General features: G+C 72.5%; 25 protein-coding genes. 14 read left to right on the top strand and 11 right to left on the bottom strand.

Annotated elements, in window-relative coordinates; all coding sequences use genetic code 11:
- Positions 1-6: 6 nt before the first annotated feature.
- Complete coding sequence (locus ACIA5G_RS42605) at positions 7-483, bottom strand: PTS sugar transporter subunit IIB (protein ID WP_395934086.1); 477 nt, start codon at positions 481-483, stop codon at positions 7-9.
- A gap of 412 nt (positions 484-895) precedes the next feature.
- Here ACIA5G_RS42605 and ACIA5G_RS42610 point away from each other — a divergent pair, with 412 nt between their 5' ends.
- Together ACIA5G_RS42610 and ACIA5G_RS42615 are read left to right on the top strand one after the other, a co-directional pair.
- Positions 896-2,161, top strand: coding sequence for an RICIN domain-containing protein (locus ACIA5G_RS42610; protein ID WP_395934088.1), 1,266 nt, complete (start codon positions 896-898; stop codon positions 2,159-2,161).
- A 132-nt stretch (positions 2,162-2,293) separates the two neighbouring features.
- Positions 2,294-3,238: an MBL fold metallo-hydrolase gene (locus ACIA5G_RS42615; RefSeq protein WP_395934089.1), complete on the top strand. Its 945-nt coding sequence runs from the start codon at positions 2,294-2,296 to the stop codon at positions 3,236-3,238.
- A gap of 14 nt (positions 3,239-3,252) precedes the next feature.
- Here ACIA5G_RS42615 and ACIA5G_RS42620 read toward each other — a convergent pair whose 3' ends face one another.
- Entirely contained in the window at positions 3,253-3,750 is a 498-nt protein-coding gene (locus ACIA5G_RS42620) for a MarR family winged helix-turn-helix transcriptional regulator (protein WP_395934090.1), read from the bottom strand.
- 87 nt (positions 3,751-3,837) lie between these two features.
- On the opposite strand from ACIA5G_RS42620, the gene ACIA5G_RS42625 reads away from it, so the two are divergent.
- From ACIA5G_RS42625 to ACIA5G_RS42635, 3 genes are all read left to right on the top strand, one after another.
- Complete coding sequence (locus tag ACIA5G_RS42625) at positions 3,838-4,755, top strand: EamA family transporter (protein WP_395934430.1); 918 nt, start codon at positions 3,838-3,840, stop codon at positions 4,753-4,755.
- Positions 4,756-5,070: 315 nt separating this feature from the next.
- Positions 5,071-5,631 (top strand): RNA polymerase sigma factor, encoded by a 561-nt coding sequence (locus ACIA5G_RS42630; RefSeq protein ID WP_395934092.1) that lies wholly within the window; start codon positions 5,071-5,073, stop codon positions 5,629-5,631.
- Positions 5,628-6,071 carry a hypothetical protein gene (locus ACIA5G_RS42635; protein WP_395934094.1) on the top strand — a complete coding sequence of 148 codons (444 nt, stop codon included), beginning with the start codon at positions 5,628-5,630 and terminating at the stop codon, positions 6,069-6,071. The genes ACIA5G_RS42630 and ACIA5G_RS42635 overlap by 4 nt, the downstream gene beginning before the upstream one ends.
- Positions 6,072-6,245: 174 nt before the next feature.
- On the opposite strand, the gene ACIA5G_RS42640 is transcribed toward ACIA5G_RS42635, so the two are convergent.
- Positions 6,246-7,997 (bottom strand): hypothetical protein, encoded by a 1,752-nt coding sequence (locus tag ACIA5G_RS42640; protein ID WP_395934096.1) that lies wholly within the window; start codon positions 7,995-7,997, stop codon positions 6,246-6,248.
- A gap of 194 nt (positions 7,998-8,191) precedes the next feature.
- On the opposite strand from ACIA5G_RS42640, the gene ACIA5G_RS42645 reads away from it, so the two are divergent.
- Positions 8,192-8,998: an esterase/lipase family protein gene (locus tag ACIA5G_RS42645; RefSeq protein ID WP_395934099.1), complete on the top strand. Its 807-nt coding sequence runs from the start codon at positions 8,192-8,194 to the stop codon at positions 8,996-8,998.
- Here ACIA5G_RS42645 and ACIA5G_RS42650 read toward each other — a convergent pair.
- The 3 genes from ACIA5G_RS42650 to ACIA5G_RS42660 are packed head-to-tail and all read right to left on the bottom strand — an operon-like array spanning position 8,988 to position 11,862.
- Positions 8,988-9,830 carry an ABC transporter permease gene (locus tag ACIA5G_RS42650; RefSeq protein ID WP_395934101.1) on the bottom strand — a complete coding sequence of 281 codons (843 nt, stop codon included), beginning with the start codon at positions 9,828-9,830 and terminating at the stop codon, positions 8,988-8,990. The genes ACIA5G_RS42645 and ACIA5G_RS42650 overlap by 11 nt on opposite strands.
- Entirely contained in the window at positions 9,827-10,738 is a 912-nt protein-coding gene (locus ACIA5G_RS42655) for an ABC transporter ATP-binding protein (protein WP_395934103.1), read from the bottom strand. Before ACIA5G_RS42655 ends, ACIA5G_RS42650 begins: the two co-directional genes overlap by 4 nt.
- Positions 10,735-11,862, bottom strand: a complete 1,128-nt coding sequence (locus tag ACIA5G_RS42660) for a hypothetical protein (protein WP_395934105.1) — start codon at positions 11,860-11,862, stop codon at positions 10,735-10,737. The genes ACIA5G_RS42655 and ACIA5G_RS42660 overlap by 4 nt, the downstream gene beginning before the upstream one ends.
- A gap of 178 nt (positions 11,863-12,040) precedes the next feature.
- Here ACIA5G_RS42660 and ACIA5G_RS42665 point away from each other — a divergent pair, with 178 nt between their 5' ends.
- Both ACIA5G_RS42665 and ACIA5G_RS42670 read left to right on the top strand, forming a co-directional pair.
- Positions 12,041-13,102: a methyltransferase gene (locus tag ACIA5G_RS42665; RefSeq protein ID WP_395934107.1), complete on the top strand. Its 1,062-nt coding sequence runs from the start codon at positions 12,041-12,043 to the stop codon at positions 13,100-13,102.
- Positions 13,103-13,238: 136 nt separating this feature from the next.
- Positions 13,239-13,886 (top strand): rhomboid family intramembrane serine protease, encoded by a 648-nt coding sequence (locus ACIA5G_RS42670; protein ID WP_395934432.1) that lies wholly within the window; start codon positions 13,239-13,241, stop codon positions 13,884-13,886.
- On the opposite strand, the gene ACIA5G_RS42675 is transcribed toward ACIA5G_RS42670, so the two are convergent.
- Positions 13,879-14,379 carry a YceI family protein gene (locus ACIA5G_RS42675; RefSeq protein ID WP_395934109.1) on the bottom strand — a complete coding sequence of 167 codons (501 nt, stop codon included), beginning with the start codon at positions 14,377-14,379 and terminating at the stop codon, positions 13,879-13,881. The two genes, ACIA5G_RS42670 and ACIA5G_RS42675, sit on opposite strands and share 8 nt — an antisense overlap.
- On the bottom strand, positions 14,376-14,951 hold the full coding sequence (locus ACIA5G_RS42680) for a hypothetical protein (protein ID WP_395934111.1): 576 nt from the start codon (positions 14,949-14,951) through the stop codon (positions 14,376-14,378). The genes ACIA5G_RS42675 and ACIA5G_RS42680 overlap by 4 nt, the downstream gene beginning before the upstream one ends.
- 118 nt (positions 14,952-15,069) lie before the next feature.
- Here ACIA5G_RS42680 and ACIA5G_RS42685 point away from each other — a divergent pair, with 118 nt between their 5' ends.
- Complete coding sequence (locus ACIA5G_RS42685) at positions 15,070-17,826, top strand: ATP-binding protein (RefSeq protein WP_395934113.1); 2,757 nt, start codon at positions 15,070-15,072, stop codon at positions 17,824-17,826.
- Here the strand turns inward: ACIA5G_RS42685 and ACIA5G_RS42690 are convergent.
- A complete protein-coding gene (locus ACIA5G_RS42690) occupies positions 17,813-18,523 on the bottom strand; it encodes an alpha/beta fold hydrolase (RefSeq protein WP_395934115.1) in 711 nt (236 codons plus the stop codon). The genes ACIA5G_RS42685 and ACIA5G_RS42690 overlap by 14 nt on opposite strands.
- Positions 18,524-18,716: 193 nt before the next feature.
- Here ACIA5G_RS42690 and ACIA5G_RS42695 point away from each other — a divergent pair, with 193 nt between their 5' ends.
- Positions 18,717-19,475, top strand: a complete 759-nt coding sequence (locus ACIA5G_RS42695; protein WP_395934117.1) for a trypsin-like serine peptidase — start codon at positions 18,717-18,719, stop codon at positions 19,473-19,475.
- Between the two features lie 61 nt (positions 19,476-19,536).
- Here the strand turns inward: ACIA5G_RS42695 and ACIA5G_RS42700 are convergent, their stop codons facing one another.
- Positions 19,537-20,361 (bottom strand): hypothetical protein, encoded by an 825-nt coding sequence (locus tag ACIA5G_RS42700; RefSeq protein ID WP_395934119.1) that lies wholly within the window; start codon positions 20,359-20,361, stop codon positions 19,537-19,539.
- Positions 20,362-20,537: 176 nt separating this feature from the next.
- Positions 20,538-21,167: a TetR/AcrR family transcriptional regulator gene (locus ACIA5G_RS42705; RefSeq protein ID WP_395934121.1), complete on the bottom strand. Its 630-nt coding sequence runs from the start codon at positions 21,165-21,167 to the stop codon at positions 20,538-20,540.
- A gap of 85 nt (positions 21,168-21,252) precedes the next feature.
- Between ACIA5G_RS42705 and ACIA5G_RS42710 the strand changes: the two genes are divergently transcribed.
- The 4 genes from ACIA5G_RS42710 (at position 21,253) to ACIA5G_RS42725 (ending at position 26,460) form a co-directional block, all read left to right on the top strand.
- Positions 21,253-22,950 (top strand): TIGR03086 family metal-binding protein, encoded by a 1,698-nt coding sequence (locus ACIA5G_RS42710; protein ID WP_395934122.1) that lies wholly within the window; start codon positions 21,253-21,255, stop codon positions 22,948-22,950.
- Between the two features lie 839 nt (positions 22,951-23,789).
- Entirely contained in the window at positions 23,790-24,383 is a 594-nt protein-coding gene (locus ACIA5G_RS42715; protein WP_395934123.1) for a TetR/AcrR family transcriptional regulator, read from the top strand.
- The gene (locus ACIA5G_RS42720) at positions 24,380-25,564 is read left to right on the top strand and encodes a Glu/Leu/Phe/Val dehydrogenase dimerization domain-containing protein (protein WP_395934124.1); all 1,185 of its coding nucleotides are present in this window, start codon (positions 24,380-24,382) and stop codon (positions 25,562-25,564) included. The genes ACIA5G_RS42715 and ACIA5G_RS42720 overlap by 4 nt, the downstream gene beginning before the upstream one ends.
- The gene (locus tag ACIA5G_RS42725; RefSeq protein ID WP_395934125.1) at positions 25,561-26,460 is read left to right on the top strand and encodes an alpha/beta fold hydrolase; all 900 of its coding nucleotides are present in this window, start codon (positions 25,561-25,563) and stop codon (positions 26,458-26,460) included. Before ACIA5G_RS42720 ends, ACIA5G_RS42725 begins: the two co-directional genes overlap by 4 nt.
- Positions 26,461-26,470: the final 10 nt, after the last annotated feature.

A 26,470-nucleotide genomic window follows, 5' to 3' on the forward strand; every position in this document is an offset into this window, starting at 1 on the left:
GCGGGGCTAGAGCCCTTTCCGGTCGAGCAACGGGACGAATTCGGCCGGCTTGTCCTGCGGCATCAGCTGCGTGACCAGCGGGACACCGGTCGCGGCCAGCTTCCGGTAGGCGTCGGCCTCGTCGGCGGTGACGGCGATCGAGCGGGTGACCATGGTGTAGCCGGTGCCCGGCCGCGGCGCGACGTTGCCGACGTTGACGACCTCCGGCCGCAGCCCGCCCTCGATGAGGCGGAAAGCGTCTTCGGGGTCCTTGGTGATGATCATGACACCGGCGCCGGCGGACGCGGTGAGCGTGTCGGCGACGGTGAAGACGTCGGTGGGCAGGCCGCGTGCGGCCTGTGGGAGCAGCATCCGCTGCAGTTCGTCGGCGGCGACGTCGTCGTTGCAGACGACCAGCCGCCGGACGCCGAGCCGGCGGGTCCACGCGACGGTGACCTGCCCGTGGATCAGCCGGTTGTCGATCCGGACGTGTGCCCCCGCCATGTTTCTCCTCCCGGACGGCAGGAGACATCCTGGTTCTGCCCCAGTAGCCGTGTCAACACTGCCCGTGACCGGCCTGCCTCGTGAACGGCATTGCCGCCGGCTTCGCGCGGCCGACGGAAGGACCCCTCAGACCTTCCGTCGGCCCGCGAGCGCGAAGCCCCCTTCAATTACCCCGGACCCTCCCATAAAGGTATATACCAGTATGGGCGGTCGTGATCGACTGTCAAGACCCGTACCGCTCAGCGGGCCGGAAAGATCATCGACCGGTCAGCCGATCGAAAAACACCCCGTGAGCGATTCACTCCAGGCTGTCCGTTCTTGTCAGTGACAGCCCCCGGGCCCGCTCCTATCATTCCCATTGGTCTAGACCGCACTTCTCGTCCACTGCCGTACCGGGAAAGGCGGAAGTCTCGTGACCGCAAGGACCTGGCGCCTCGCCGCGCTCAGCACCGCCCTCGTCTTCGCCACCGCACTGCTCCCTTCGGCCGCCGCCGCGCCCGACGACACCGAGCAGCTCCCCGACCACCTCCGGACGCCGTCGGCCACCATTGCCGCCGGGCCGCTCTCGACCGTCTGCGACGGCGACGGCACCAGCGGGAAGCGCGTCCAAGCCCTCTACGTCCGCGGCAGCGGTCAAGCGGACCGATATTCCCAGCTCGTCGGCCAGTTCCAGACCTTCGCGAACCAGATCGACGACTCCTTCGTCGAGGCCGCGAGCCGGCTCGGCGGCGGCGTGCGGCACGTCCGGTTCGTCACCGACTCGAGCTGCCGGGCCACCGTGAACAACGTGACCATCGCCCAGGGTGACATGTCGACCGTCGACACGATCACCAACGCGATCAAGGCCCAGGGGTACAACCGCGCCGACCGCAAGTACGTCGTCTGGTACGACAAGGACGGCTGCGGCCTGGCCTTCGGCAACGGCGGCAACGACAGCCCCGGCTCGGCCAACCCGTACAACGCCGGCCCGCACTACGCGACCGTCGGCACCGGCTGCTGGTCGTGGCAGGCGACCGGGCACGAGCTCCTGCACACCCTCGGCGCCGTCCAGGGCAGCGCTCCCCACTCCAGCGCCTTCGGGCACTGCTGGGACGACGAAGACATCATGTGTTACGACGACGGCGGCCTGCCGAACCCGCCGGGCGGCCTGGTGAAGGTCTGCCCCGGCGCGCCGGAGAACCAGCTGGACTGCCTCGGCGACGACTACTTCAACACCAATCCGGCGCCCGGGAGTTACCTGGCGACCCACTGGAACGTCGCCACCAGCGCGTACCTCATCACCGGCGGCACGCCCTACCCCGCCGGCGCCGTCACCGGGCTCGGCGGCAAGTGTGTCGACGTCAGCTCGTCGAACACCGGCAACGGCACCGCGATCCAGCTGTGGACCTGCAACAACACCGGCGCCCAGCGGTGGACGAAGCAGAACGGGACCCTGCGTGCCCTCGGCAAGTGCCTGGACGTCGCGTCGAGCGGGACCGCCGACGGCACCCTCGTCCAGCTGTGGGACTGCAACAACACCGGCGCGCAGACGTGGCAGGCCCGCTCCGACGGCACGCTGCTGAACCCGCAGTCCGGCAAGTGCCTCGACGCCACCGGGAGCGCGTCGGCCGACGGCACGCGGCTGCAGATCTGGACCTGCTCGGCCGCCGCGAACCAGCGCTGGCAGGTGCCGGCCTGACCGTTACCGGAAAACCGCGCAACCTGGTCCGGCCACCGTCGTTAACCGCATCGCCGGTTGCTGTTCGCTTGCGGACAGCGCCGGTACGCTGCGAAGCCGCGTCCTCACGGCTTCGCTGAGGGAGGGAAAGTCATGCCGGCCGTCACATCGAACATCGTCCCGCTCCGGCACGCGCGGCCGGGAGTCGTGGCGTATGTGAAGAGCCCGGCCGACTGGTTCGTCGCGAACAGCGGCTGGATCCAGGGCACCGACGGGGTCGTGCTGATCGACACCTGCGGGACGGAGCAGGCGACGCTGGAGCTGCTGCGCGACGTCCGCAAGTACGCGGGTGACCAGGAGCTCACGGTCGTCATCACGCACGCGCACGGCGAGCGGCACAACGGGCTCGGCGTCGCGCTGCGTGAAGGCGGGACGGCGCTCGCCGCCCCGGGCAGCGTCGAAGCGGTCAAGGCCGGACCGCAGACCTACGGCAACGTCTTCACCTACACGCGGTGGGGCGTGCTCGAGCCGCCGGAGCCGGACGCGGTCCGCCCGGTGACCGGCTGGCGGCGGCTCGACCTCGGCGGCGCGGCCGCCGACGTCGTCGCGGTGCCCGGCGTCGCGCACACGGCGGGTGACCTCGTCGTGTACGAGCCGCGCTCGGGCACGCTGTTCACCGGCGACCTGGTGTTCGTCGGCAGCACGCCGATGGCGGTGCACGGCTCGGTTCCCGGCTGGCTCGAGGCGCTCGACTGGCTCCAGGACACGTTCCGCCCGCGCACGCTGGTGCCCGGCCACGGCCCGGTGGCGACGCCGGGCCACACCGCGGTGCACGGGATGCGCGTCTACCTGGAGTGGCTGCTGGAGGTGACGGCGCGCCAGACCGACTTCACGAAGCTGGCGCACCAGGCGTCCCTGCGCTGGCCGACGTGGCGCAACCCGGAGCGCCACATCGGCAACCTGATGCGCGCGTACGCCGACCAGCACCACCGGAAACTGGACGTCGACCTGGCGATCGACGCGGTCCTCGCGGCCGCGGGCGGCCGGATCGACCTCGACTACCTGCTGGACGGCGAACCGGTCCGCCGGATCTCCTGAGCCCGGGCTCCAAGCTAGGAACCCGCGCCGCCCAGGCTCTCCAGCAGTCGCCGTAGCGTCGCGGCCAGTTCGTCGCGCTCCTCGCCGGCCAGCGCGGCCAGGATGCGGTGCTCGGTCTCGACGTGGTCCGGCAGCGCCCGGTCGATCAGCTCGCCGCCCGCGTCGGTCAGCGCCACGCGCACCCCGCGCCCGTCCGCCTCGTTCGGCGTGCGCTCGACCAGGCCGCGGGCCTCCATCTTGTCGAGGCGCTGGGTGATCGCGCCCGACGTCACCATCGACGAGCGCATCAGCTCGGTCGGGGTCAGCCGGTAGGGCGGGCCGCTGCGGCGCAGGGTCGCGAGGACGTCGAAGGTCGCGCGGTCCAGGCCGTGCCGGGCGAACGTGCGGCGCAGCTCCGCATCGACCAGCGCGCTCAGCCGGGACAGCCGGCCGATCACCGCCATCGGCGAGACGTCGAGGTCGGGACGCTCGGCGTGCCACTGCGCCAGGACCCGGTCCAGGTGGTCGGCCATCGGCCCAGCGTAGCCGATTGCTTAGCGCTAAGTGAGCATTGGCCTTTTACCTTAGCGCTGAGGTAATCTGTCTTAGTGCTAAACAAGATGCTCACCGCCCTCGCTCCGGCGATCTGGGGCACCACCTACCTCGTCACGACCGAGTTCCTGCCGCCCGACCGCCCGCTGCTCGCCGCGGTGATCCGCGCCTTGCCCGCCGGACTGCTGCTCGTCGCGCTCACCCGGCGCCTGCCGAAGGGCGACTGGTGGTGGCGCTCGCTCGTGCTGGGCACGCTGAACATCGGCGCCTTCCTCGCGCTGCTGTTCGTCGCCGCCTACCGGCTGCCCGGCGGCGTCGCCGCGACCCTCGGCGCGCTGCAGCCGCTGCTCGTCGCGGGCCTGTCCACCGGCTTGCTCGGCGAACGCCTGAGGCCGCGCACCCTGCTCGCCGGTGTCGCGGGCGTGGCCGGTGTCAGCCTCCTGGTCCTGCAGGCGGACGCGCGACTCGACGCGCTCGGGGTCGCCGCCGCGGCCGGCGGCGCGGTCGTGATGGCCACCGGTGTGGTGCTGAGCAAGCGCTGGACGTCCCCCGCGCCGCTGCTGGCGACCACCGGCTGGCAGCTCGTCGCCGGCGGGCTGGTGCTCGTGCCGGTCGCGCTCGCCGTCGAAGGCCCGCCGCCCGCAACGCTGTCCGGCGCGAACCTGGCGGGTTACGGCTACCTCGCGCTGATCGGCGCCGCGCTCTCGTACACGTTGTGGTTCCGCGGGATCCGCGCGCTGTCCGCGACGCAGGTGACGTTCCTCGGGCTGCTGAGCCCGGTCGTCGCGACGCTGCTCGGCTGGCTCGCGCTCGGCCAGCGGCTGACGGCGTGGCAGCTGCTGGGCGCCGCGATCGTGCTCGCCGCCGTCGTCTTCGCCCAAGGGCGAAGCACTACGCCCGCAAGATCCGCTAAAGCTTCACGATCACTCTCTCCGGCACCACCGGGGTGTCCCCCAGAAACGACGCACACCCCGGTTCCCCGGTGAGCGCCGGCACGGGCATCGCCGTGCCCGTTCGGACGATGACCGCCGGCTGCCCGCAGGCGGACAGTTCCAGCACCAGCAACGGTACGACGAGCGCAGTAATCCGCATCCGCATGATCGGCTCACCCCGTTTTTCGGTCTCCACACTCCCAACTCGGGACACGGCGGCCGGCGCGAGCCGGTTCAGCGCGATCGGGTGTATTTCCCGGCCGTTTCGAGGATCGGCGGAATGGGGGAAAACGGCGAAGGAGTCCCCCGATGGCGTACAGGTCCGAAGGGCCGCTCTTGGTTAGGCTGAGCGGGTCAACCGGAGGTGATGTGGACACCACGGCACTGCTCGAATCGGCCGCGAACGGGGACCAGGCGGCGTGGGACACGCTCGTCGACCGGTTCGCGAGCCTGCTCTGGTCGATCGCCCGCGCCCACCGGCTCTCCGACGCCGACGCCGCCGACGTCGTGCAGACGACGTGGCTGAAGCTGGTCGAAAACCTCGGCCGGATCAAGGACCCGGACCGGCTGCCCGGGTGGCTGGCCACCACCGCGCGGCACGAGTGCCTCCGCCAGATCCGCCGTGGTGACCGGGAGCGCCCGACCGACGAGGAGCCGTGGCAGGCCGAGCCCGCGCCGGGTTCAGGGGTCGACGCGGCCCTGCTGCTCGAGGAACGCAACGCGACGTTGTGGCGTGCGCTGGCGACGCTGTCCGAGCAGTGCCGGCAGCGGCTGCGGGTGCTGATGGCCACTCCCCCGCCGTCGTACGCGGAGGTGTCGGCCGCGCTCGACATGCCGGTCGGCAGCATCGGCCCGACCCGGCAGCGCTGCCTGGGCCGGCTGCGCGAGCGGGCCGGCCTCGCCGGGCTCGGAACGGAGGACGGCGCGTGAACGACGAAGAGCTGCTCGACGAGCTGCGCGCGGCCGCCGCCCAAGCCGACCCGGTGCCGGACCTCGTGCTGCGCCAGGCCCGCGCGGCGCTCGCCACCCGCGACCTCGACGCCGAGCTCGCCGACCTCGCCTTCGACTCCGCCCTGGCCGCGGCGGGCGCGGTCCGCGCCGAGGGTGACGACGTCCGCCTGCTGTCGTTCGAGTCGCCGCGGGTGTCGGTGGAGCTGCAGGTGGAGTACGCGGACGGCCGCGTCGTCCTGCGCGGCCTGGTCACCGGCGCGACCGGGAACGCGGTGATCGAGGTGGCGGGCGAACGGCACACCCGGCCGATCGACGACGACGGCTGGTTCACCGCCGCGGGTCTGCCGCGGGGCACCACGCGCGTCCGGGTGACGGCGGCGGACGGCACCACGGTCACCACCGGCTGGGCCGGTCTCTGAGTTCCGGGTCGTGGTCGGACGCTGCCCGTCGAACACGCTGCACCGTTGCCGATGACTCGACCGAAAGACGTCGCAAGGCGTTTCCGGCCACCGGACCGGCACCTACCTGACGCCCGACGGTCCGCAAGCCGAGCGAAGGCCCGAAGCGAGGGACCTGGACCGACCAGGGCGCGCTCAGCAGCCGTCCTCCCGGTTGGTCGGCGCATGTCCCGGCGAGCCGACACCGGCGAGGTAAGTGACCTTCGCCCGGCCCGCGGCGTAGTCGCCGGGAGAGCCGTCTTCCAGGCCGAACCCGATGGCGCCCTGGGCGGAGCTGACAACGACGCCGTTGGAGCCTTGCCCGAAGTCGAGGTCGAGTTGTTCGTCGATGCTGTAGCCGGTGAACGCTTTCCGCAGCTCGGCCAAGGTCGAGCCCACCCTGATCCCGCCGATCTGGGTCCGCAAGGCTTGGTCACCGCCGAAATTGCGCACCGCGAGGACCCGGCCCGTCCTGGCCTCGACGCTGAGACTCAGAGCCTGACCATCTTTGGCGTACCGCACGCACGACGGGGCGCTCTGGTCGTAGGCATTGCCCTGGTCGGTGTATCCGCGCCCGCGAAGGTCCTTTGCGGTCAGGCCGATGTTCAGCGGGCCGATCCCGTCGAACCGGACGACATGTGGATCCGGGACGCTGGTTCTGGGGTTGTAGCCGACCGTCACGGTCTCCTGGTCACGACCTCCGAGCAGATCTCGAAGAGTCTCGAACTGGCTCCGGAAGAATTCGGCGGCCGGGCCGGCGACCATCACCGCGCCCAGGAGCACACCCTGCCACCCGAAGATGTCCGCCAGGGCCGCCGGGCTGAAGCAGCCTTTCAGGATGGCGCCGACGTCCGGCGTGCGCTGGTCGACGGCCGTGGCGCACTCCTTGACACCCAGAGCCTTCGCCACCTTCTCGACGACCCGGTCGTACTCACCGATCTTGAGGGCGCCGTTGCTGATCGTGCCGCCGCCGGCACCGAACCGCGTGAGGATGTTGATCAACGACGTCAGACCGAACTCGAGCTGGTACAGGGACTCGGCGAAGCCGTCGTACTCGGTCGTGAAGCTGATGCTCCGGCCTTTGCCGAGCGGGAAGCTCAGCGCGGCCTGGTCGAACGGCATCAGGACGGTGCGCTGGTCGCTAAAGGACTGTTGGGCCACCCACTCCAGGAGAAACCTCTCCTTCGGTCGCTCGGCGACGGTGAGGCCGGCGTGGTTCACGAAGACCGGGTAGCGCCGCTTGTCCACGATCCTCACGATCGGTTTTCCGCCCTCGAGGCCGAGGCACCAGTAGAGCGGATCGCTGCCCTTCGAACCGATGGAGTACCCCTGGGTGCGGGCGTCCCTTTCGCCTGCGCACTTCGGTTTCTCCGCCTCGGCGAAGGCATCACCGGTCAAGGTGTCGAAACTCTTCTTCAGCTCGGCCTTGGCCGCGTCCACCAGGTTGGTGAAACTGCGGACCAGCGGGTCCCACCACGACAGGTGGTCGGTCGTGACGTAGGCGAATCCGTCCTCCACCTTGGTGGGTGCGACGAGCTCCCAGCCTTCGGCGACCCCGGTCCGGTTGACCGCGACAATCACGTCCGCGCCCTCGACCTGGCGGTTCAGCGCGAACCGGAGAGTGACCGGCGCCGGCAGATCACCATCCGGCGTGAGGTGGACAACGCCGTTCACCGGTTCGATCCCCGTGAACGACGGCTTCGCCACCTTGCCGTCGGGAGTGGCCCTGATCGACGATGGCGCGCCGTCCGAGACGCTCACGCCGCTGCCGAGGTCGCGGAACGAGCCGGTGGCCACGTCTGCCGAAGGGCCAGGGGTGTCCCTGCTCAGCCAGACGGCCAGCCCGCCGGCCACCACCGCGACCACCAGCACGAGGACAGCGACGGTGCGCTTCGGGTGTGAACGCACGGGAGTCCCTGATGGCGGCACAAGCCCTCCTCAGTACTCCGGCGGGGCGAAGCGTGTGCCCACCAGAGTCTCCCGGCCACCGTCGGGCGTTACGGTCCGCCGTCACCACCTCGGCAGCGGTGTTTACCCACTGCGCGGCGAACTCCGCCGCTGAGCACACGGCGTCCTTGCGCCACCGCGGTCATGATGGGGAAGTGCGGATCACGGCCTGGTGGCGCGGCATCAGCCCTCGACGGCGCCTCCTGATGGGCGGTGTCGCCGTCGCCGCGGTGGTCGTGGTCGCCGCGACCGTCGTCGCGACCTCCGGCACCAGCGCCGCGCCGCGGGCCGGCACCCCCGACCAGAACCGGCCGGGTCCGGTGCTGCTCGTCCCCGGTTACGGCGGTGGCCAAGGCGCGCTCAACACGCTCGCCGCGAAGATCCGGCAGTCCACCGGTCGCACCACCGAGGTGCTCACCCTGGCCGGCGACGGCACCGGTGACCTCGTGGAACAGGCCGCCGTCCTCGCCGACGCCGTCGAACGCGCCTACGCGGGCGGAGCGCCTTCGGTCGACGTCATCGGGTACTCGGCGGGCGGTGTGGTGGCGCGGCTGTGGGTCAGCCGCGAAGGCGGTGAGCACCAGGCTCGCCGGGTCGTCACGCTCGGCGCGCCGATGCACGGCACCGGCCTCGCCACCGCCGGTGGCGCGCTCGTCCCGGGTGCGTGTCCCGCCGCGTGCATCCAGCTGGCCCCGGGCAGCGCGTTGCTGCAGGAACTCGACCGCGAGCCGATCCCGTCCACCCTGCCGTGGCTGTCGGTCTGGACCGAACGGGACGAGACGGTCACCCCGCCCGACTCGGCGAGGCTCGACGGCGCGGTCAACGTCGCCCTGCAGCAGGTCTGCCCCGGCAACCTGGCCGGGCACGGCGACCTGCCCACCGACCCCGCCGTCACCGAGTTCGTCCTCCAGGCCCTCGGCACCGGCCCGCTCGAAGCGCCGGCGGACTGCCTCAGCTCGTGATGTCCTTCGTCGCGAAGTTCGCCCACGCGGCCCCGAAGAACACCACGATGTACCCGGCCTGAAGCAGCAGCCCGTGGTCGATGTTGCGCCACAGCACGGGATCCCGGAAGAAGTCGATCCAGGACAGCCAGTAGTGCGTCGGCAGGTAGGGCTTCACCGACGCGGCCGCGTCCAGGGTCTCCAGCACCGAGCTCGTGATCAGCACGGCGAGCCCGCCGAGTGCGGCGCCCAGCGCCGAGTCGGTCACCGTGGACAGGAACACCGTGATCGCCGCGAACCCGAGCATCGACACCACGACGTAGGTCACCGCGCCCAGCAGCCGCAGGCCGAGCCCGGACGAGCTGAGCGACTGCCCGGACAGCGACGTCACCCCGGTCGGCTGCCCGCCCGGCCCGGCGACACCGGGCGTCCCGCCGGTGCCGAACAGGATCACGCCGAGCACCAGCGACGTCAGCACGACGATCACGATCGCCGCGGTCACGTACACCGCCAGCGCCACCATCTTCGCGCCCAGCAACCGGGTCCGGCCGACCGGGCGCACCAGCAGGTAGCGCAGTGTCCCGGTGGACGCCTCACCCGCGATCGAGTCGCCCGCGGTGACCGCGACCGCGATCGGCAGGAAGAGCGGCAGCACCAGCGCGAGCGCCGCGGCCGGGAACAGCGCGCCGTCGTTCACCACCGCCGACAGGAACGCCCCACCCTGCCCGGGCGGGGGCGCGAAGTCGGCCGTCGCCAGGAAGACGCCGACGATCGCGGGCAGCAGGCACAGCAGCAGCACGCTGAACCACACCCGCGGGCGCAGCACGAGCTTCCGCAGCTCGACGCCGATCATCCGGCCGCGCCGAACCGGTCCGAGCCCGGACCCGTCACGTCGAGGACGACCTGTTCCAGCGTCCGCTGCTCGGCGTGGATCGACGTCACGCGCACGCCGGCTTCGACGAGCAGCGCGTTCAGCGCCGCCGGGTCGCCGTGCCGGATCACCAGGCGGTCGCCGTCGCGGGACTCGAGCTGCCCGTCGAGGACCGCGGCCGCCGCGGCCGGGTCCGGCGTGCCGACCAGGATCCGGCCGGTCGCCGCGCGCAGGGTGCCGAGGTCCTCCTCCAGCACGAGCCGGCCGCGGTCGACCACGCCGACGCGGGTGCACAGCTGCTCCACCTCGGCCAGCAGGTGGCTGGACAGGAACACCGTGGTGCCGCCCGCGTTCAGCTCGACCAGCAGCTCGCGGATCTCCTTGATGCCCTGCGGGTCGAGCCCGTTCGTCGGCTCGTCGAGGATCAGCAGCCGCGGGTGCCGCAGCAGCGCGCCGGCCAGCCCGAGCCGCTGCCGCATGCCGAGCGAGTACGCCTTCACCGGCCGCTGGTCGACGCCGCCGAGGCCGACCTGCTCCAGCACCTCTTCGATGCGCTTGCGCCGGGTCCGCCGGGTGCCGCCGCGCCCGGCGGCGTCGAGCAGCGTCAGGTTCCGCCGCCCGGACAGGTGCGGGTACGCAGCCGGGCCTTCGACGAGCGCGCCGACCTGCGGCAGCACCTCGGCGACCCGCTTCGGCACCGGCCGCCCGAGCACCTCGATCTCCCCGCTGGTGGCGTAAACGAGGCCGAGCAGCATCCGGACCAGCGTGGTCTTGCCCGAGCCGTTCGGGCCGAGGAAGCCGTAGCGGTCACCTTCGCGGACTTCCAGGTCGACCGAGTCGACGGCGACGGTGGCGCCGTACCGCTTGGTCAACGCACGCGTGACGATCATCGGCCGCTCCGGCGCAGCCGGGACAGCTCGTCCGCGGCCGACTTCAGCACGTCGGCCGTCACCGTGCCGGCCAGGAGGTACGACCGGCGCGAGACGGTCGAGCGGACGATCGCGAGGGACAACGGCGTGATCGACAGCTGCACCAGGGTCCCGACGGGCAGCTTGACCTGCGTGCCGCCCGCCTTCCCGGCGGCGTCGCTCGCCGCGATCGCCACGTTCCGCGGCACCGCGACCACCACGAACGACGCGAGCCCGGCGCCGTAGAGCGCGGCGCCCGCGATCCCGCCGAAGTTCGACGACGCCACCGGCCGCCCGCGCAGCGACGCGGGCAGGGGCACCTGGCTGAACGCGCCGAGGGTGTCCGAGACGTCCGGGGCGCTCGCCACGGTGAAGCCGGAGCCGAGCACCGGCCGCGGGGCCTCGACGACCGGCGTCGTCTGTTCGAGCTGCTGGAACTCGGTCACCAGGATCGGGGCCTGCTGGCCGCGTGCGGTCACCTCGACCCGCACCGGCAGCCCGGACGCCGGATCGGCCCAGACGTCCACCTGCCCGATCGTCGTGTCCGGATCGGCCGGGACGAGCCGCAGCCCGGACGCGGCGACGCCGGCGACGTTCCGCCCGGGCAGCGTGGTCACCGGGTCGTCCTTCGCCGCCTGGAGGACCCGCCGCGCCAGCTCGGGCGGCAGCAGGTCCCCGGCGCGCGGGAGCCGGACGGCCGGCTCCCCGATCAGCCTGGTCAGCGTGTTGTCGCCGTAGTCCCAGGTGTATTCGCCGTCGGGCAGCCGGTAGACGTCGTGCTCACCGGCGGTGCCGAGGATGTCGACGCGGTAGCGGTCGGGCGCGGCGTACCACGCGCGCATCGGCGTCCGCCCGGAGAAGAGCGCGGTGGCGGCGGCGAGGTTCGGCAGCTCCGGCAGGGCCAGCGAGCCGGAGCTTTCGGCATATCCCTGGTACGGCCGTCCGGCGGAACCCAGCACGAGGGCGCGCAACCGGGCCGGGTCGGCCGGCTCTCCCGCGGGGGCCAGCGCGGCGACGACGGACGGCACGGAAACCAGCACCGCGGTCACGACGGCGACGACCGCCCAGCGGCGCCGCTTTTCGTGCCGCACCGCCGAGGGCGTCATCCGGCATCACCTCTTCGTCCTTTGTACGCCATGGCACCGGTTCCGGCGCTATGGTCGGAGGGTGACGACACCCGTTCATGCTGCTGTCCTGAGCTAGTTCCGCTCCGGTCATCCCGCACCACCCGCCTCCTTTCGCGGGTTCTTCAGCGTGCCCGCAGCAAGAACGGAACCCTTCTTCGTGGCTCACCTCGTCCTGCCCGGCGAACCTGATCGCCGGCTCTTTTCCCCGCCGTCCCGGCGAGCGGTCTTCGCCGACGACCGCCTGTCCGCCGACGCGGCCCTCGCCGCCGGCGCCGCACTCCTCTGGCGCGGCGGCTACCCGGCCGCGCGGCAGCTCCTGGACGCGATGTCCCGGCGGATCCCGGCGCCGCCCCCGGACGACTTCCCCCGCTACCGGGAGAACCGCGCGCGCCGGGCGCGGCTGCTTTCCCAGCTGTACGTGCCGCTGGACCCGGGACACGTCATTCCGCTGCGCCGGGCGCCGGACGTCCGGGTCGCGTGCACCGCGGTCTACGGCCCGCTCGAAGTCCCTGCGGCGGTGCCGTTGCGGGAGCTGCTCGGGGTGCTCGGTGCCGCCGAATGGCGGCGGAAAGGCATCGTGGTCCCCGCCCTCGGCGCGCGAATCCATCCGCATTACGGCGTTTTTGCGCCGGTGCGGCAGGAATACGTCGACCTGGTCGCGGAAACGCCGTTGCCCGCTTGCGCGCGGGCGTTCGACATCGGCACCGGCACCGGGGTGCTCGCCGCCGTGCTCGCCCACCGCGGGGTCGGCCGGGTGGTGGCGACGGACGCCGATCCCCGCGCCGTCGTGTGCGCCACCGAGAACCTGGCCCGGCTCGGGTTCGGGGCGCGCACCGAAGTCGTGCGGACGGACCTGTTCCCGCCGGGCCGGGCGGATCTGGTGGTGACCAACCCGCCGTGGCTGCCGGGCCGCCCGCGCACCCCGCTCGACCACGCGGTGTACGACCCGGGCAGCCGCATGCTGCGCGGCTTCCTCGACCGGGCGCGAAGGCACCTGACCCCGGACGGCGAGGCCTGGCTGGTGCTGTCGGATCTGGCCGAGCACCTGGGGCTGCGGACCCGCGCCGAGCTTCTCGGCTGGGTCGCGGCGGCGGGTCTGGCGGTCGCCGGCCGGGTCGAGACGGCGCCGCGGCACCCCCGCGCGCTCGATCCGGCCGATCCGCTGCACCGGGCCCGGGCCGCCGAGGTCACGTCACTCTGGCGGCTGCGTCCGGTGTAGTCCACAGAGGACCGGCCGGGGTGCGGTCCGGACTTCACCCCGGCCAGGTCACGGCTCGGTCCGGAACACCACGCGCGCGGCCCCGGGCCGGTTATCCTCGGGGCCAGCCGATCCGGGGGTGGACGAAGTGAGCACGATGAGCGAAGGCCCGGCCCGCAACGAGGCCGAAGCCATGATCGCCGAGGCCAAGAAGGCCCTGTGGGTGATGGTGGGCCTGCTGGCCGTGCTGTGGGTGGTCCAGCTGGTCAACGCGCCCACCGGGTACGACCTGAGCCGGGAGTTCGGCATCGAGGCACGCGACCCGGCGTCGCTGCCGGAAATCTTCAGCGCGCCGTTCATGCACCAGAGCTGGGCCCACATCGAAGGCAACTCGGGGCCGTTGTTCGTGTTCGGCTTCCTCGCCGCCTACCGCGGGGTGAAGAAGTGGCTCGGCGTGAGCGTGCTGATCATCGTCGCCAGCGGTCTCGGCGTCTGGTTCATCTCGCCGTCGAACTCGGTCACGGTCGGCGCCAGCGGCCTGGTCTTCGGCTACTTCGGCTACATCATCGTGCGCGGGCTGTTCGACCGGCACCTGATCGACATCGTGATCGGGCTGGTGATGGCCCTCTGCTTCGCCTACCAGTTCGCCTCCCTGCTGCCGACCGAAGAGGGCGTCAGCTGGCAGGGCCACATGTTCGGCTTCGCCGGCGGCATCATCGGCGGCTGGCTGTTCCGCGACCGGCGGCCCAAGGCGGTCGCCGCCCCCGACGCGGCGACCACCCTGTTGCCGAAGGACCTCACCTAGGCGGCTCGAGCTCCGCGTCGACGACGATCCCGACGTACCGGCCGACCATCACCCGCGGCACGCGCATGCCGAGCGGGGCGCGGTCCAGCGTCCCGGTCGCGCGAACGCCTTCGCCGTCCCGTTCGACGGTCAGCGTCAGCGGGCACGACGTCCCGCGCAGCGTCAGCTCGCCGGTCACTTCCCAGCCGTCACCGAGCCGCCGGACGCCGGTCGAGGTGAACGTCATGTCCGGGCGGGCACCGCTGTCGAGGAGGTTCGGCTTCCTCAGGTCGGCGTCACGCTTGGGGTTCTGCGTGTCGAGCGCGCCGAGGTCGAGCTCCGCCCGGACCGCGGTCACCTCGCCGCCGGTCACTTCGACGGCGCCCGAGCGGACCGGGATGGTGCCGCCCACGCGGTTGAAGCCGAAGTTGCGGACCTCGAACGCCGCCGTCGTCCGTCCACTTCGGACGGTCCAGGTCCCGGCGCGCAGCGCGGGCGCGGTGTGCGGGCTCATCGCGCACCCGCCTTCGCCGGCAGGGTCGCGTGCAGCACGCGGTGCAGGTCGACGCGGTCCGGGCCGGGCAGCAGCGCGGCGTCCTCGTCCGGTAGCAGGTCGGTGCGCATGATCGCGGCCTGCATCGCTTCGATCGTCTCGATCGACGTGGCGAGGCTGACCACGACGAGCGCCCGGTCCTCGGCGATCAGGACGTAGGTCGTCCCGACGCCGTCGAGGTCACGGACGGCGGGCTCGATCCGTTCGCGGCCCGCACGCAGCTCGGCGGCCGACTGGTCGGCGCCGCGGGGGCCGTCGAACCAGGTGACCTGGGCGAACGCGGCCGCGGGGTCGCCCGGGTGCACCTCGGCAACCCGGTAGACGCCGGTGTCGAGCCACCGGGTCCCGGCGGGCCGGCGGGCCGCGGCTTCACCCGCGGTGGCGGCGTCGGGCCAGAAGGCGACCACGGCGCCGGCCAGGCCGCCGACCTGGGAGAGGGTGCAGGTGCCGAGCGCGTCCCCGGCCAGATCGGCGGCCGGGTCGGCGTCCAGGGGCCCGAGCGGGACCCGGAACTGGTGGACGGTGGCGTGCATGTCGTGCTCCTTCACTGGTCGTCGTACCAGGACGACTCTCGGCCGGAGCCGCGCCGCGGGCATCAGTGCCAGTACGGAGAACAACACTGAAACCGGACACGGGAGGGATACTGCTCGGATGACGCGCAGCGAGCCGTTCGTCGGGCGGGCCGGTGCCGCGGCCGACCTGCGCGCGTGGCTCGCGGCGGCGGCCGGGGGCACCGGCGCGCTGGTGCTCGTCGGCGGCCCGGCGGGGATCGGCAAGACCCGCCTGGTCGAGACGGTCACCGACCGCACGGCCGTCTGGGGCCGGTGTGTCGACGACCCGGGCGCCCCGGCGCTGTGGCCATGGCGGCGGGTGCTCCGGGCGCTGCCGGAGGCCGGCGCCGAGGTCTCCCGCGCGCTGGCCGAGCTTGACGACAACAACGGCGCGGACCTGGTCGCGGCCCGGTTCCGGTTCGTCGCGGTGGCCGCCGACGCCCTGGTCGCCGCGGCCGAGCCGGCCGGTCTGGTGGTTGTCCTCGAGGACGTCCACTGGGCCGATGAAGCGTCGCTGCGGCTGCTGCGGCACCTCGCGGGCGAGATCCGCCGGTCGCGGCTGGCCGTGCTCGCGACCTACCGGGACACCGGCTCGGCGGGCGCGCTGTTCGAGGCGCTGCCCGACCTGATGGGACGGCCGGCCACGGAAAGCCTGCGGCTGACCCCGCTCACCGAGCCCGACGTCCGCGCCTACCTCGCCGAGGTCGGCCGGACCGGCGTCGACGTCCGGGACGCGCTGCGGCGCTCGGGCGGGAACCCGCTCTACCTCAAGGCGGTCGCCCGCTCCTCGGCGACCGGCGGCGGCGAGGCCGAGCTGCATCACCTCGTCCGCACCACGGTCTCCGGGCTCGACCCGAAAGCCCGCGAGCTGCTGGCGATCGCGTCGGTCGTCGGCGAGGAGGTCGACGCGCACGTCGTCGCCGAAGTGGCCGGGCAGCCCGCGGCCGACGTCGTCGTGGCACTCGACCGCGCGGTGCGGGCCGGGGTGCTGCTGCCCGCCGTCGCCGGGTCCCGGCGGTTCGCCCACGCCGTCGTGCGCGACGGGATCTACGCCGACCTCGACCAGGGCGTCCGCGAAGACCTGCACGCCCGGACGGCGGCGGCCCTGGAGCAACGCCCCGATCCGGCCCTCGCCGGCGTGGTGGCGGGGCACTGGCTGCGGTCGGCGGCCACCCCGGACGCCCTCACCCGCGCCGCGGACTGGGCCGGGGCGGCGGCGCGGGACGCCACCCGCTCGCTCGCCTTCACCGAAGCCGCGCGGTTCCTGGCGCTGGCCCTCGACTGCCGTCGCCGCAGTGGCGCCCGGGACGGCATGGCCGCCCTGCTCGTCGAGCTCGCGACCGCGGAGTACCGCGCGGGCCGGTTCGCCCGCAGCTTCGAGCACGCGCGCGAGGCCGCCGGGCTGACGGACGACCCGGCCCTGGTCGTCGCCGCGGCGCTGGTCGTCCGGGACGTCGCCGCGCCCGACCTGCTGGCCGGGATGGCCGAGCTCACCGCGACCGCGCTGGCCGCGGCCGGCCCGGACGCGGACCCGGCGATACGCGCGAAGCTGCTCGCCCAGGCGGCCGCGGTCGCCGCCGACCACGGGAAGACCGGGGAAGCGGCCAAGACCGCCGACGAGGCACTGGCGCTCGCCGAGCTCGCCGGGGACCCGGAGGCACGGATCGACGCCGTCCGCGCGCGGCTGAAGATCCGCCCGAGGGAGCTGCCCCTGGCCGAACGGCTGCGGCTCGGCGCGCTCGCGGTGTCCCTCGGCGGCACGGGACGCCCGCTGGTGGCGCTGTGGGGCCACAAGTGGCGGGTGGACGCGGCGTTCGAGGTCGGCACGATCCCCGTCGTCGACGCCGAGCTGGCGGCGATCTCCGCGCTCGCGGCGACCACCCGGCTGCCGCTGATCCGCTGGCACGAGCTGCGGCTGCGGGCGTCCGTCTGTGCCTATCGGGGCGGCTTCGCCGAGGCCCGCGAGCTGAACCGGCTCGCGGGCGAGGTCGCGGTGGCGGAGCTGGCCGAGGACCGCTCCGCGGCCGGTATGTCGTTCGCGTTCGCACTCCAGCTGGCGCTCGTCGTCGGCGACCCGGCCGAGCTGCCCGAGGGTTACGAAGAGCTGCTGGCGATCGCGCCGCCGTTGCCGATCACGATCGTCTCCCGCCCGCTCACCGCGCTGGTCGCCGGCCGGCGCGACGAGGCGCAGGCGGGGTACGACGCCCTGCGCCCGCGGCTGCGCGACGCCGAGTTCATCGGGCACTCACCCGGGATCGGGCCGAACCTGGTGCCGCTGCTGGAGGAGTTCCAGGACCTCGAGACCGCGGACTGGCTGGCGAAACAGCTGGCCGGCGAACCGCCGTTCGGCTCCGGCGGCGCGGGCACGTTCTGTGGTGACTGCTCCGCCAGTTCGTCCGCCCGGCTCGCCGCGCTCCTCGGCCGCCACGACGAGGCCGTGCCGCTCTTCGAGGACGCGATCGGGTGGGACGCGCGGCTCGGCGCCCGGCCCTACGTCGTCCACAACCGGGTCCGGCTGGCGGCCGAGCTCGTCACCCTCGGTGCGCTGCCGCGCGCGGAGACCCTGGCCCGGCAGGCCGCCGACGAAGCCCGGCGGCTCGGGATGCCCGGCTGGCTGCGCGACGCGACGGCGTTGCTCGAGCGCGCCCGGCACGCGGGCGACCCGCTGACCGGCCGCGAGCGCGAGGTCGCGGAGCTGGTCGCCGAAGCCCTGAGCAACCGGCAGATCGCCCGGCGGCTGGTGCTGTCCGAGCGCACGGTCGAAAGCCACGTCCGGAGTGTGCTGGCCAAGCTCGGCCTGGCGAACCGGACCGAGGTCGCGGCCTGGGTGCACCGCCGCGGCGTCACCCCCGGCTGAAGTCGAAGACGGCTTTCACGAACTGGTCCGGATCGAAGTCCATCGCCTGGTGCGCCTGCCCGTGCAGCGGCACGACGCCGGCGCCCGGAATGCGCTCCGCCACCGCTTCGGCGGCGAGCCGCAGGTAGGCCGGGCTCTCCGTGCCGGCGAGCAGCCGGACCGGGATCGAGATCTCGCCCAGCCGTTCGCCGAACACCATCGCCTCGACCACCGCCAGCTCCCGCGGGATCGTCGGGGCCGCCGCCACGCGGGCCGGCCAGACCGGGGTGCGCCGCATCGCCTCGACGTCCACCGCGGTGAGCCTGAGCGCTTCCCGCAGGAAGATTTCCAGGATCTCTTCGGGCTCGGAGGCGGCCGCCATGCGCCGGCGCGCGTCCGGTCCGACGACGAACTCCCCCGGCTTCGGTCGCGGCGGCTCGTACGCCAGCAGCCGGCTGACCGCGCCGGTGGCCAGGACGGCCTCCAGCGCGCACAAAGCGCCGTAGGAGTGCGCGATGAGGTAGACGTCGCCTCCGGCGGCCTCGGCGACGGCGGCGATGTCCGCACCCTCACGCCGGATGTCGTAGGCGCCCGCTTCGTCCCGGCTCAGGCCCCGGCCGCGGCGGTCGACGAGGTACAGGCGGTACCGGCGGGCCAGCTGCTCGCGGACCGCCGTCCAGCGGGTGTGGTCGGCGCCGGTGCCGTGGACCAGCACCATCGGCGGGCCGTCCCCCGCCGTCTCGAACCCGACAACCGTCCCGTCCGGCGACCTGACCGTGCTCGACCTGCCTGCGAGGCTAACGACATCCGGCGGCCGGCGGCCGGACTCCGCGCTTGCGGGCCACCGCTGTGAGGTCGCTGTGGATCTCCCTCGCCGAGCTGCCGACCGGGCCGGACTGTGGTGATCTGAGGTGGTGAAGTTCCTCCGGCCCGCGCTCGCGACCGCGGCGGCCGGGCTGGTCGTGGTGACCGGCCTGGTCGCCGGCACGCACACCGCGACCGACGACGCCTACGCCGCGGGAACGCCGGCCTCCGCTTCTCCCGGGAAAACCTTTTCCCCGGCAGAAACCGCTGCCCCGGCGAAAACCGCTGCCCCGGTCGGCGCGTTGTTCGCGAACGGGAGCCATTTCTGCACGGCGAGCGTGGTCCATTCCGGAACCGGTGATCTCGTCCTGACCGCCGCGCACTGCGTCAAGGACGGGATGGCGTTTGCGCCGGGATATCACGACGGCGTCGCGCCGTACGGAATGTGGACGGTCACCGATGTCGCCGTCGCGGACGGCTGGACCGCCTCGGCCGACCCCGATCTGGATTTTGCGTTCCTGACCGTTCAGCAGCCCGGAAACCCGGCGTCGCTGGAAAGCCTCACCGGCGCGAACGTGCTCGGCACCGATCGCGGATTCACGCACCGGATCACCCTCACGGGCTACCCCGACACCACCGATTCCCCGGTGGTCTGCGAGGGGGACACGACGCGGTCCGACACCTACCAGCTGCGCGTGGCCTGCCCCGGCTTCCCCGACGGCACCAGCGGCGGCCCGTGGGTGGACGGCGGCGCGGTCATCGGGGTCATCGGCGGTTACCAGCTCGGCGGCGACACCCCGGACGTCTCTTACAGCGCGTACTTCGACGACGACATCGCGAAGCTCTACGCGTCGGCCAACGGCTGAAACGCGGACCGGGCCCGTGTCCCTGGCGGAGGACACGAGCCCGGTTCACCTATCGCGGCCTTCAGCAGGACACGATGAGCCCGGTGAACGCCGAGCACGTCTTCGACGCGCTGTCGTTGGCGCTGGTGGGATCCGTGGGCGCGCTCGCCGTCCGCTTCACCGAAGTGGTGTACGAGCCGATGGCGAGCAGGCCGCCGTTGAGGGAGAACTTGGCCGTGGCCGAAGCACCGCTCGCGAGCGAGGCGACGTCACAGTTCAGCGTCCGGGTGGTGCCCACGCGGGTGCAGCCGGTGGCGCTGCCGAACGACAGGCCCGCCGGATACGTTGCCACGACACGGATCCCGCCGGCCGCGGACGGGCCGTTGTTCGTCACGGTGAGCGTGTAGTCGAAGCGCGCGTTCAGTCCGCCGTGGCCGGTGGCGCCGAGCGCGACCTTGACGTCGGCGGCGGTCGTCGACTGGCCGATGGTGATCACCGGGCCGTCGGTGCTCTCGAAGGCGTAGTTGTCACCGACGAACTGGTGGCGCAGCGTGAACTGCCCCGGCGCGGCGGTTTCCTTGACCTGCAAGGTGAACGTGACGGTCCTGGTCCCGCCCGGCTCGACGTTGCCGACCGGCGCGCGGTAGCTGCCGTCGTAGGTGTAGCAGTCCGCGGTGGTGTCGACGCAGGTCACCAGGTCGGACAGGTCGGTGAGTGGCGTCGGTCTCGCGGAGATCGCGGCTTTCCCGCCTTCCACCGCGAAATCGAGTTCGTTGTAAAGGGTTTCCGTGACCGTGAATGTCTGCCCGGGCAGCACCGTGGTGGTGCTGACTTCGACAGAACTGGGGGGCGGGGCCGCTTCCGCGGCGGGCGCCATAACGATGAACGCCGTGGCCAGTGCGGCCACCGAGGACAGGATCGTGGTCCGTCGCCAGCTTCGTTGCATAGTCGTGATCTCGCTGTTCCGTCCGGGGAATGCCGCTCTGACAGATGTTTCCGTCGTCTTCGTGGACAGCCGACGTTGATCAGTCGTCGCACTCCCGGAATTCGTTACCGCCATCCGGCGGTGTCGCGCACCCGCCGTCAGGACGGACGCCAGCGGCCGTTCATCTCACCCGGGCGCGGCGGCGGCCCCGGCAGTTCTTCACCTTTTCCCGCGGCCAGGCCTTCGACGAGCAGCGCGAGGTAGCGGCGCCGCAGCTGCGCGGTGCGCTCCGGATCGTCGACGCGGATCGCCGCACAGCACTCGAGGATCATGCCGAGGTCTTCGGTGACGGCGTCGGCACGCAGGCGCCCGGTTTCGCGCGCCCGCTCGAAGAGGCGCGCCGACAGCTCACCGGCGTGCCGGGCGTCGTCGCCCATCTCGGCCGTCGGGGTGAACGTGCCGGCCAGGTGGACGGTCAGCGAGTGCACGTCGGCGTCGACGACCCGGCGCAGGAACGCGGTCAGCGCCGTCCAGGGGTCCGGCTCCTCGGCGGCGGTCTCGGCTTCGGCGATGTACCTGCGCAGGCCGTCGTGGCAGAGCCGGCAGAGCAGGAACTCCTTGCTCGGGTACCGCCGGTAGAGCGCGCTGATGCCGACCCCGGCGCGCTCGGCGACGTGCGAGATCGGCGCCTTCGGGTCGACGAGGAAGACCTGGCGGGCGGCATCGAGGATGACGACGTCGTTGCGGGCGGCCTGGCCGCGGCGGCCGGGCAGGGCTGTCTCGGGCATGCCCTGGAGATTAGCACTGGAACGGATCGTTCCGCTCTGGTACAGTTCGGAACGAAGCATTCCGTTCCAGTCTGAGGAGCACACCATGCCGGTCCCCGCCCTTCGCCCGTTCCGCGCCGAGATCTCGCAGTCCGCCCTCGACGACCTGGACGGCCGCCTCCGCCGGGCGCTCTGGCCGGACGACCTGCCCGCCGAGTACGGCGTGACGAACGAGCGGATCCGCGAGCTGGCCGCGTACTGGCTGGAGAAGTTCGACTGGCGGGCCTTCGAAGCCCGGCTGAACGCGCACCCGCAGTTCCTGACCGAGATCGACGGCGAGACCATCCACTTCCTGCACGTCCGGTCGTCCCGGGCGGACGCGACGCCGCTGGTGCTGACGCACGGCTGGCCGGGGTCGGTCGCGGAGTACCTCGACGTGATCGGCCCGCTGACCGAGCCGGAGTCGCCCGACGCGCCGGCGTTCCACCTGGTGATTCCGTCCCTGCCGGGGTTCGGCTTCTCGGGCCCGACGAAGGCGGCGGGCTGGGACAAGTACCGCACCGCGGCCGCGTGGGCCGAGCTGATGAGCCGGCTGGGCTACGAGTCGTACGGCGCGGTCGGCAACGACGCGGGGTCGATGATCTCGCCCGAGATCGGCCGGCTGGCGCCGGAGAAGGTCGTCGGCGTGCACGTCACGCAGCTGTTCTCGTTCCCCTCCGGCGACCCGGCCGAGATGGCGGACCTGAGCGAGGCCGACCAGGCCGCGCTCGCGCACCTGCAGTGGTTCTACGAGAACATGTTCTCCTTCAACCAGCTGCACAGCCAGCAGCCGCACACGCTGGCGTTCGCCCTCGCCGACTCGCCGCTGGGCCTGCTGGCGTGGAACGCGCAGCTGTTCGGCGAGCACCTGGACGCCGACTTCGTGCTGGCGAACGTGGCGCTGTACTGGCTGACCGGCACGGCGGGTTCGTCGATCCGCTTCTACTACGAGGACGCGCACACGCCGTCGCACCCCACGGAGCCGACCACGGTCCCGACCGCCCTGGCGATGTTCAAGGGCGACTTCCAGTCGATCCGCCGCTTCGCCGAGCGCGACCACGCGAACATCGTCAGCTGGAACGCGTACGACGCCACCACCGGCAACGGCGGCCCGCGCGACGCGGCGGGCCACTACGCGGCACACGAGGCCCCGGAGATCCTGGTGGCCGACATCCGCGGGTTCTTCGCGAGCTTGACGCCGTGGCCGATCCTCGCGCAGGCCCACCAGGCCCTGCGCGCGGCGGTCGCGGGCGTCGCCGACTGGACGGCCCCGACCCCGTGCGACGCCTGGAACGTCACGCAGGTTCTCCAGCACGCAGCGGGCGACCAGCTGGGCTACGCAGCATTCATCACGGGCTCGGGCGGCCCCGACTTCGACCCGTTCTCCCCCTCAGGCGAGCTCAACAGCCCGGCCGGCGACTTCCTGGAGCCCACGCTCGCGGCTGCGGTCGCGGCCTTCGCAACGGTGTCCCCCACGGCGACCGAGGTCCCGACACCCTTGCCGCAGGGCGCCCTCCCGGCCCCGGTGGCGGTAGGCGCGGCAGCCCTCGACGCGGCGGTGCACGCCTGGGACATCGCGAAGGCATCGGGCCGCCCTTCCCCGCTGACCCCGGAACTGGCCTCGGCGCTGCTGCCGGTGGCCAAGGAACTGGCCGAACCCCTGCGCGGCTTCGCCTACGCGGCCGCACTGGAAGGCCCGGCCGACGACGACGCAGTGTCGACGCTGCTCCGCTACCTGGGCCGCAATCCACTGTGGACGGCCTGAGGCAGTCGGTTGCCGAGGAGCCCGCGAGGGTTCCTCGGCAACTCGCTGCGCGGGGTTTCCACGGCGCTCCACTGCCGCCACCGAGCAACCACGCCGCTTCCGACCGCACGCCGGGCCCCGGCCGCAACGACGACGCGGCCTCGACACCGCTCCGGCACCTGAACCGCCATCCACCGTGGACGCCCCAAGGCCAGGTTGCCGGCGAGCCGCGCCGGCAACTCTGCGCCCCGCTTCCGCCACTGCTCGCGACGATGCGATCGCTCAACAATCCCGCCACAACAGCATGACCACCGCGCTCGCTCGACAATCCCGTCATGGTGGGATGACCACCGCGCTCGCTCAACCATCCCGCCACAGCGGTACGACCACCGCACTCGCCTCCACCAACCAGCCACGCCGGCATCGCACCACGCCAAGCCCACCTTCGCGTCCGCCCAACCGCGGCCGCGAACGAAACCCCCTCGGCTCACTGGCAACCACTTTTCAAACCGCCCCGCCCGCCCTTCGCACCCCGCCCACGGCCGCAACGACAACGCGGCCTCGACACCGCTCCGGCACCTGAGCCGCGATCCACCGTGGAAAGCCTGAAACCGGGTTGCCGAGAAGCTGCCAAGGCCCGTCGGCAACCCGCTGCGCCCGGCTTCCCCGGCTCTCCGCTTCCACCACCAACCAGCCACAACAACCCAGCCACTGCCGAATGCACACCAAGCCCACCTTCGCGCTCGCCCACCGCAGCCCTCGGTCCACCGGCAATCCGCAAGCCACTTCGAACCCGCCCCGGCCCCCGAGCGCTCGTCAGCGGAAGCCGTGCGGTGGACGGCCTCGGTACGGTGTGCCGCATGGCACGGAAGGCGGTTGCGGTGCGGCGGGAGGAGATCGTGCTCGCCGCGCTCGAGCAGGTCCGGGCCCGGGGCATCGCCGGGGTGCGGGCCGCCGACGTGGCCAAGGCCCGGCACGTCAGCACCGCCTTGATCTTCTACCACTTCGGGACCCTCGAAGCGCTCATCATCGAGGCGTTCCGCCAGGCCGCGGAGAAGAACCTCGCGACCCTGCGCGACGAACTCGAGCGCGACGGCCCGGTCGGCGCCCGCCTGCGTGCCGTGCTGGCGCTCTACGGCCCGACCAATCCCGCCAACGGCTGGCAACTGTGGCTCGAAGCAGGCGCGGCAGCCTTGCGGGACACCGAGTTGCGGGCCGTGCTGCAGCGGCTGGACCTGCGGTGGCGGGACGCCGTGGTCGCGCTGATCATCGAAGGCATCGGCACCGGCGAGTTCCGGTGCGCGGATCCGCACGGCGCCGCCTGGCGGCTGACCGCGCTGCTCGACGGGCTCGCGGTGCAGATCGTCGCCCGCGAGGGCACGGTCACCGCCGCCGACTGTGCGCGGTGGGTCGAGCAGGCGCTGGCGAACGAGATCGGCCGGGAGGCGCCATGACCGAACCCGCACTGCTCGAGGTGGCGTGGACCGACCCGGTCACCGGGTGCCGCGGTTACCTGGTGATCGACCGGCTGGTCCGCGGGGTCGCCAGCGGCGGCCTGCGGATGCGCCGCGGCTGCACGCTCTTCGAAGTCCGGGGCCTGGCCAGGGGCATGACGCTCAAGGAGGGCCTCAACTACGACCCGGACGGCCGCTACGTCCCGCTCGGCGGAGCCAAGGGCGGCATCGACTTCGACCCGTACGACAACCGCGCCCGCGACGTCGTCGCGCGTTACCTGCACGCCATGCGGCCGTTGATCGAGCGCTACTGGACCATGGGCGAGGACCTCGGCCTGCGCCAGGACGTCATCAACGGCGTGCTGACGGAGATCGGCCTGCTCAGCTCGATCCAAGCCGTCTACCCGCTGCTCGAAGACCGCGAAGAATCAACCGAGCGCCTCGCCGACGCGTTCCGGATCGAGGTCGGCGGGCTGGGGCTCGACGAGCTGGTCGGCGGCCTCGGCGTTGCGCAGGCCACCCTCACGGCTCTCGAAATGCTGGGGATTCCCCGAACCAGCCGGGCCGTCGTCCAGGGGTTCGGCTCGATGGGCGGCGCGACCGCCCGGTTCCTCGCCGAAGCCGGGCTGCGGGTCGTCGGTGTCTCGGACGTCCGCGGTGTCGTGACCAACCCGGCCGGCCTCGACGTCGAGAACCTCCTGGAACACCGTGACCGCTTCGGCGGCATCGATCGCGACCACCTGAAGCCCGGTGACAGCCTCCTCCCGCCCGAAGCGTGGCTAGACGTCGAAGCCGAGGTGCTGGTCCCGGCGGCGATCTCCTACTGCGTCGACGCCGACAACCAGGCCAAGATCGGCGCGAAGCTCATCGTCGAGGCCGCGAACATGCCCGTCACCGCGGACGCCGAAGAGCTGCTGGCCGCCCGCGGCATCCGGGTGGTGCCGGACTTCGTGGCCAACTCGGCGACCAACTCCTGGTGGTGGTGGACGCTCTTCGGTGACGTCGGCGCGGATGCCGACGAGGCCTTCGGCAAGGTCCGGACGCGGATGCGCGAACTCGTGACCGGCATGTTCGAGCGCGCCACGCTCGACGGGCTCAGCCTCCGCGCCGCCGCGTTGCAGCTTTCGGAGAAGAATCTCGAGGCCATCCAGGCCCGGTTCGGCGAACGGAGCACGCCATGACGGAGTTCGTGCGGACCCCGGACCTGGAGATCGGCTACGAGGTGGACGGGCCGCCGGACGGCCGGCCGCTGGTCGCCGTGCACGGCTGGCCGGACGACGTGCACTGCTGGGACGAGGTGGTCCCGGAGCTGACCGAAGCCGGCTTCCGGGTGTTCCGCCCGTACCTGCGCGGCTTCAGCCCGACGACCTTCCGCGCGCCGGGCAAACCGCGCAGCGGCCAGTCCGGAGCGCTCGGCCAGGACCTGCGGGACTTCCTCGACGCCCTCGACCTGCGGGACGTCGTCGTCGCGGGGCACGACTGGGGCGCGCGGGCCGGGTACGTCGTCGGGGCGATGTTCCCCGAGCGGGTGTCGCGCCTCGTCGCGATGTCGGCCGGCCTCGGCGCGAGCGGCCCGGACACCCCGCTGGACTACGCGCTCGCCCACGCGTACTGGTACGAGTGGTTCGTCGCCACAAAACGCGGGCAGGACGCGATGCGCGACGATCGGCGGGCGTTCTGCCGCTACCTGTGGACAACCTGGTCACCGGGCTGGAAGTTCGCCGAAGCGGACTTCGAGCGAGCGGCGGCGAGCTGGGACAACAACGACTGGCCGCCGATCACCGTCTCCGCCTACCTCCACCGCTGGGGTGAGGAGGACGGCGACCCGGCCTACGCCGAGCTGGAGCGTGAGCTCGCGAAAACGCCCCGCGTCCGGGTGCCGACGCTGGTGCTCCACGGCGCGAACGACACCGACAACCTGCCGTCGACCAGCGCCGGGAAGGACCACCTGTTCGCCGCGGAGTACGAGCGGGTGGTCTTCGACGACGTCGGGCACTTCCTGCCCCGGGAGGCGCCGATCCGGGCGGCCCGGGAGATCCTCCGGTGGGCCGCGGGAACGAATCACCCTCCCAGATAGTTGAACGCTC

The sequence above is a fragment of the Amycolatopsis sp. NPDC051758 genome (assembly GCF_044453095.1).
In the GTDB taxonomy this organism is placed as follows: Bacteria; Actinomycetota; Actinomycetes; order Mycobacteriales; family Pseudonocardiaceae; genus Amycolatopsis.

Excerpts from the sequence above, each read along its gene's own strand:
- ACIA5G_RS42605 (WP_395934086.1), bottom strand. The coding sequence starts at position 483 with ATGGCGGGGGCACACGTCCGGATCGACAACCGGCTGATCCACGGGCAG.
- ACIA5G_RS42615 (WP_395934089.1), top strand. The coding sequence starts at position 2,294 with ATGCCGGCCGTCACATCGAACATCGTCCCGCTCCGGCACGCGCGGCCG.
- ACIA5G_RS42620 (WP_395934090.1), bottom strand. The coding sequence starts at position 3,750 with ATGGCCGACCACCTGGACCGGGTCCTGGCGCAGTGGCACGCCGAGCGT.
- ACIA5G_RS42625 (WP_395934430.1), top strand. The coding sequence starts at position 3,838 with ATGCTCACCGCCCTCGCTCCGGCGATCTGGGGCACCACCTACCTCGTC.
- ACIA5G_RS42650 (WP_395934101.1), bottom strand. The coding sequence starts at position 9,830 with ATGATCGGCGTCGAGCTGCGGAAGCTCGTGCTGCGCCCGCGGGTGTGG.
- ACIA5G_RS42655 (WP_395934103.1), bottom strand. The coding sequence starts at position 10,738 with ATGATCGTCACGCGTGCGTTGACCAAGCGGTACGGCGCCACCGTCGCC.
- ACIA5G_RS42660 (WP_395934105.1), bottom strand. The coding sequence starts at position 11,862 with ATGACGCCCTCGGCGGTGCGGCACGAAAAGCGGCGCCGCTGGGCGGTC.
- ACIA5G_RS42670 (WP_395934432.1), top strand. The coding sequence starts at position 13,239 with ATGAGCGAAGGCCCGGCCCGCAACGAGGCCGAAGCCATGATCGCCGAG.
- ACIA5G_RS42675 (WP_395934109.1), bottom strand. The coding sequence starts at position 14,379 with ATGAGCCCGCACACCGCGCCCGCGCTGCGCGCCGGGACCTGGACCGTC.
- ACIA5G_RS42680 (WP_395934111.1), bottom strand. The coding sequence starts at position 14,951 with ATGCACGCCACCGTCCACCAGTTCCGGGTCCCGCTCGGGCCCCTGGAC.
- ACIA5G_RS42685 (WP_395934113.1), top strand. The coding sequence starts at position 15,070 with ATGACGCGCAGCGAGCCGTTCGTCGGGCGGGCCGGTGCCGCGGCCGAC.
- ACIA5G_RS42690 (WP_395934115.1), bottom strand. The coding sequence starts at position 18,523 with ATGGTGCTGGTCCACGGCACCGGCGCCGACCACACCCGCTGGACGGCG.
- ACIA5G_RS42705 (WP_395934121.1), bottom strand. The coding sequence starts at position 21,167 with ATGCCCGAGACAGCCCTGCCCGGCCGCCGCGGCCAGGCCGCCCGCAAC.
- ACIA5G_RS42710 (WP_395934122.1), top strand. The coding sequence starts at position 21,253 with ATGCCGGTCCCCGCCCTTCGCCCGTTCCGCGCCGAGATCTCGCAGTCC.
- ACIA5G_RS42715 (WP_395934123.1), top strand. The coding sequence starts at position 23,790 with ATGGCACGGAAGGCGGTTGCGGTGCGGCGGGAGGAGATCGTGCTCGCC.
- ACIA5G_RS42720 (WP_395934124.1), top strand. The coding sequence starts at position 24,380 with ATGACCGAACCCGCACTGCTCGAGGTGGCGTGGACCGACCCGGTCACC.
- ACIA5G_RS42725 (WP_395934125.1), top strand. The coding sequence starts at position 25,561 with ATGACGGAGTTCGTGCGGACCCCGGACCTGGAGATCGGCTACGAGGTG.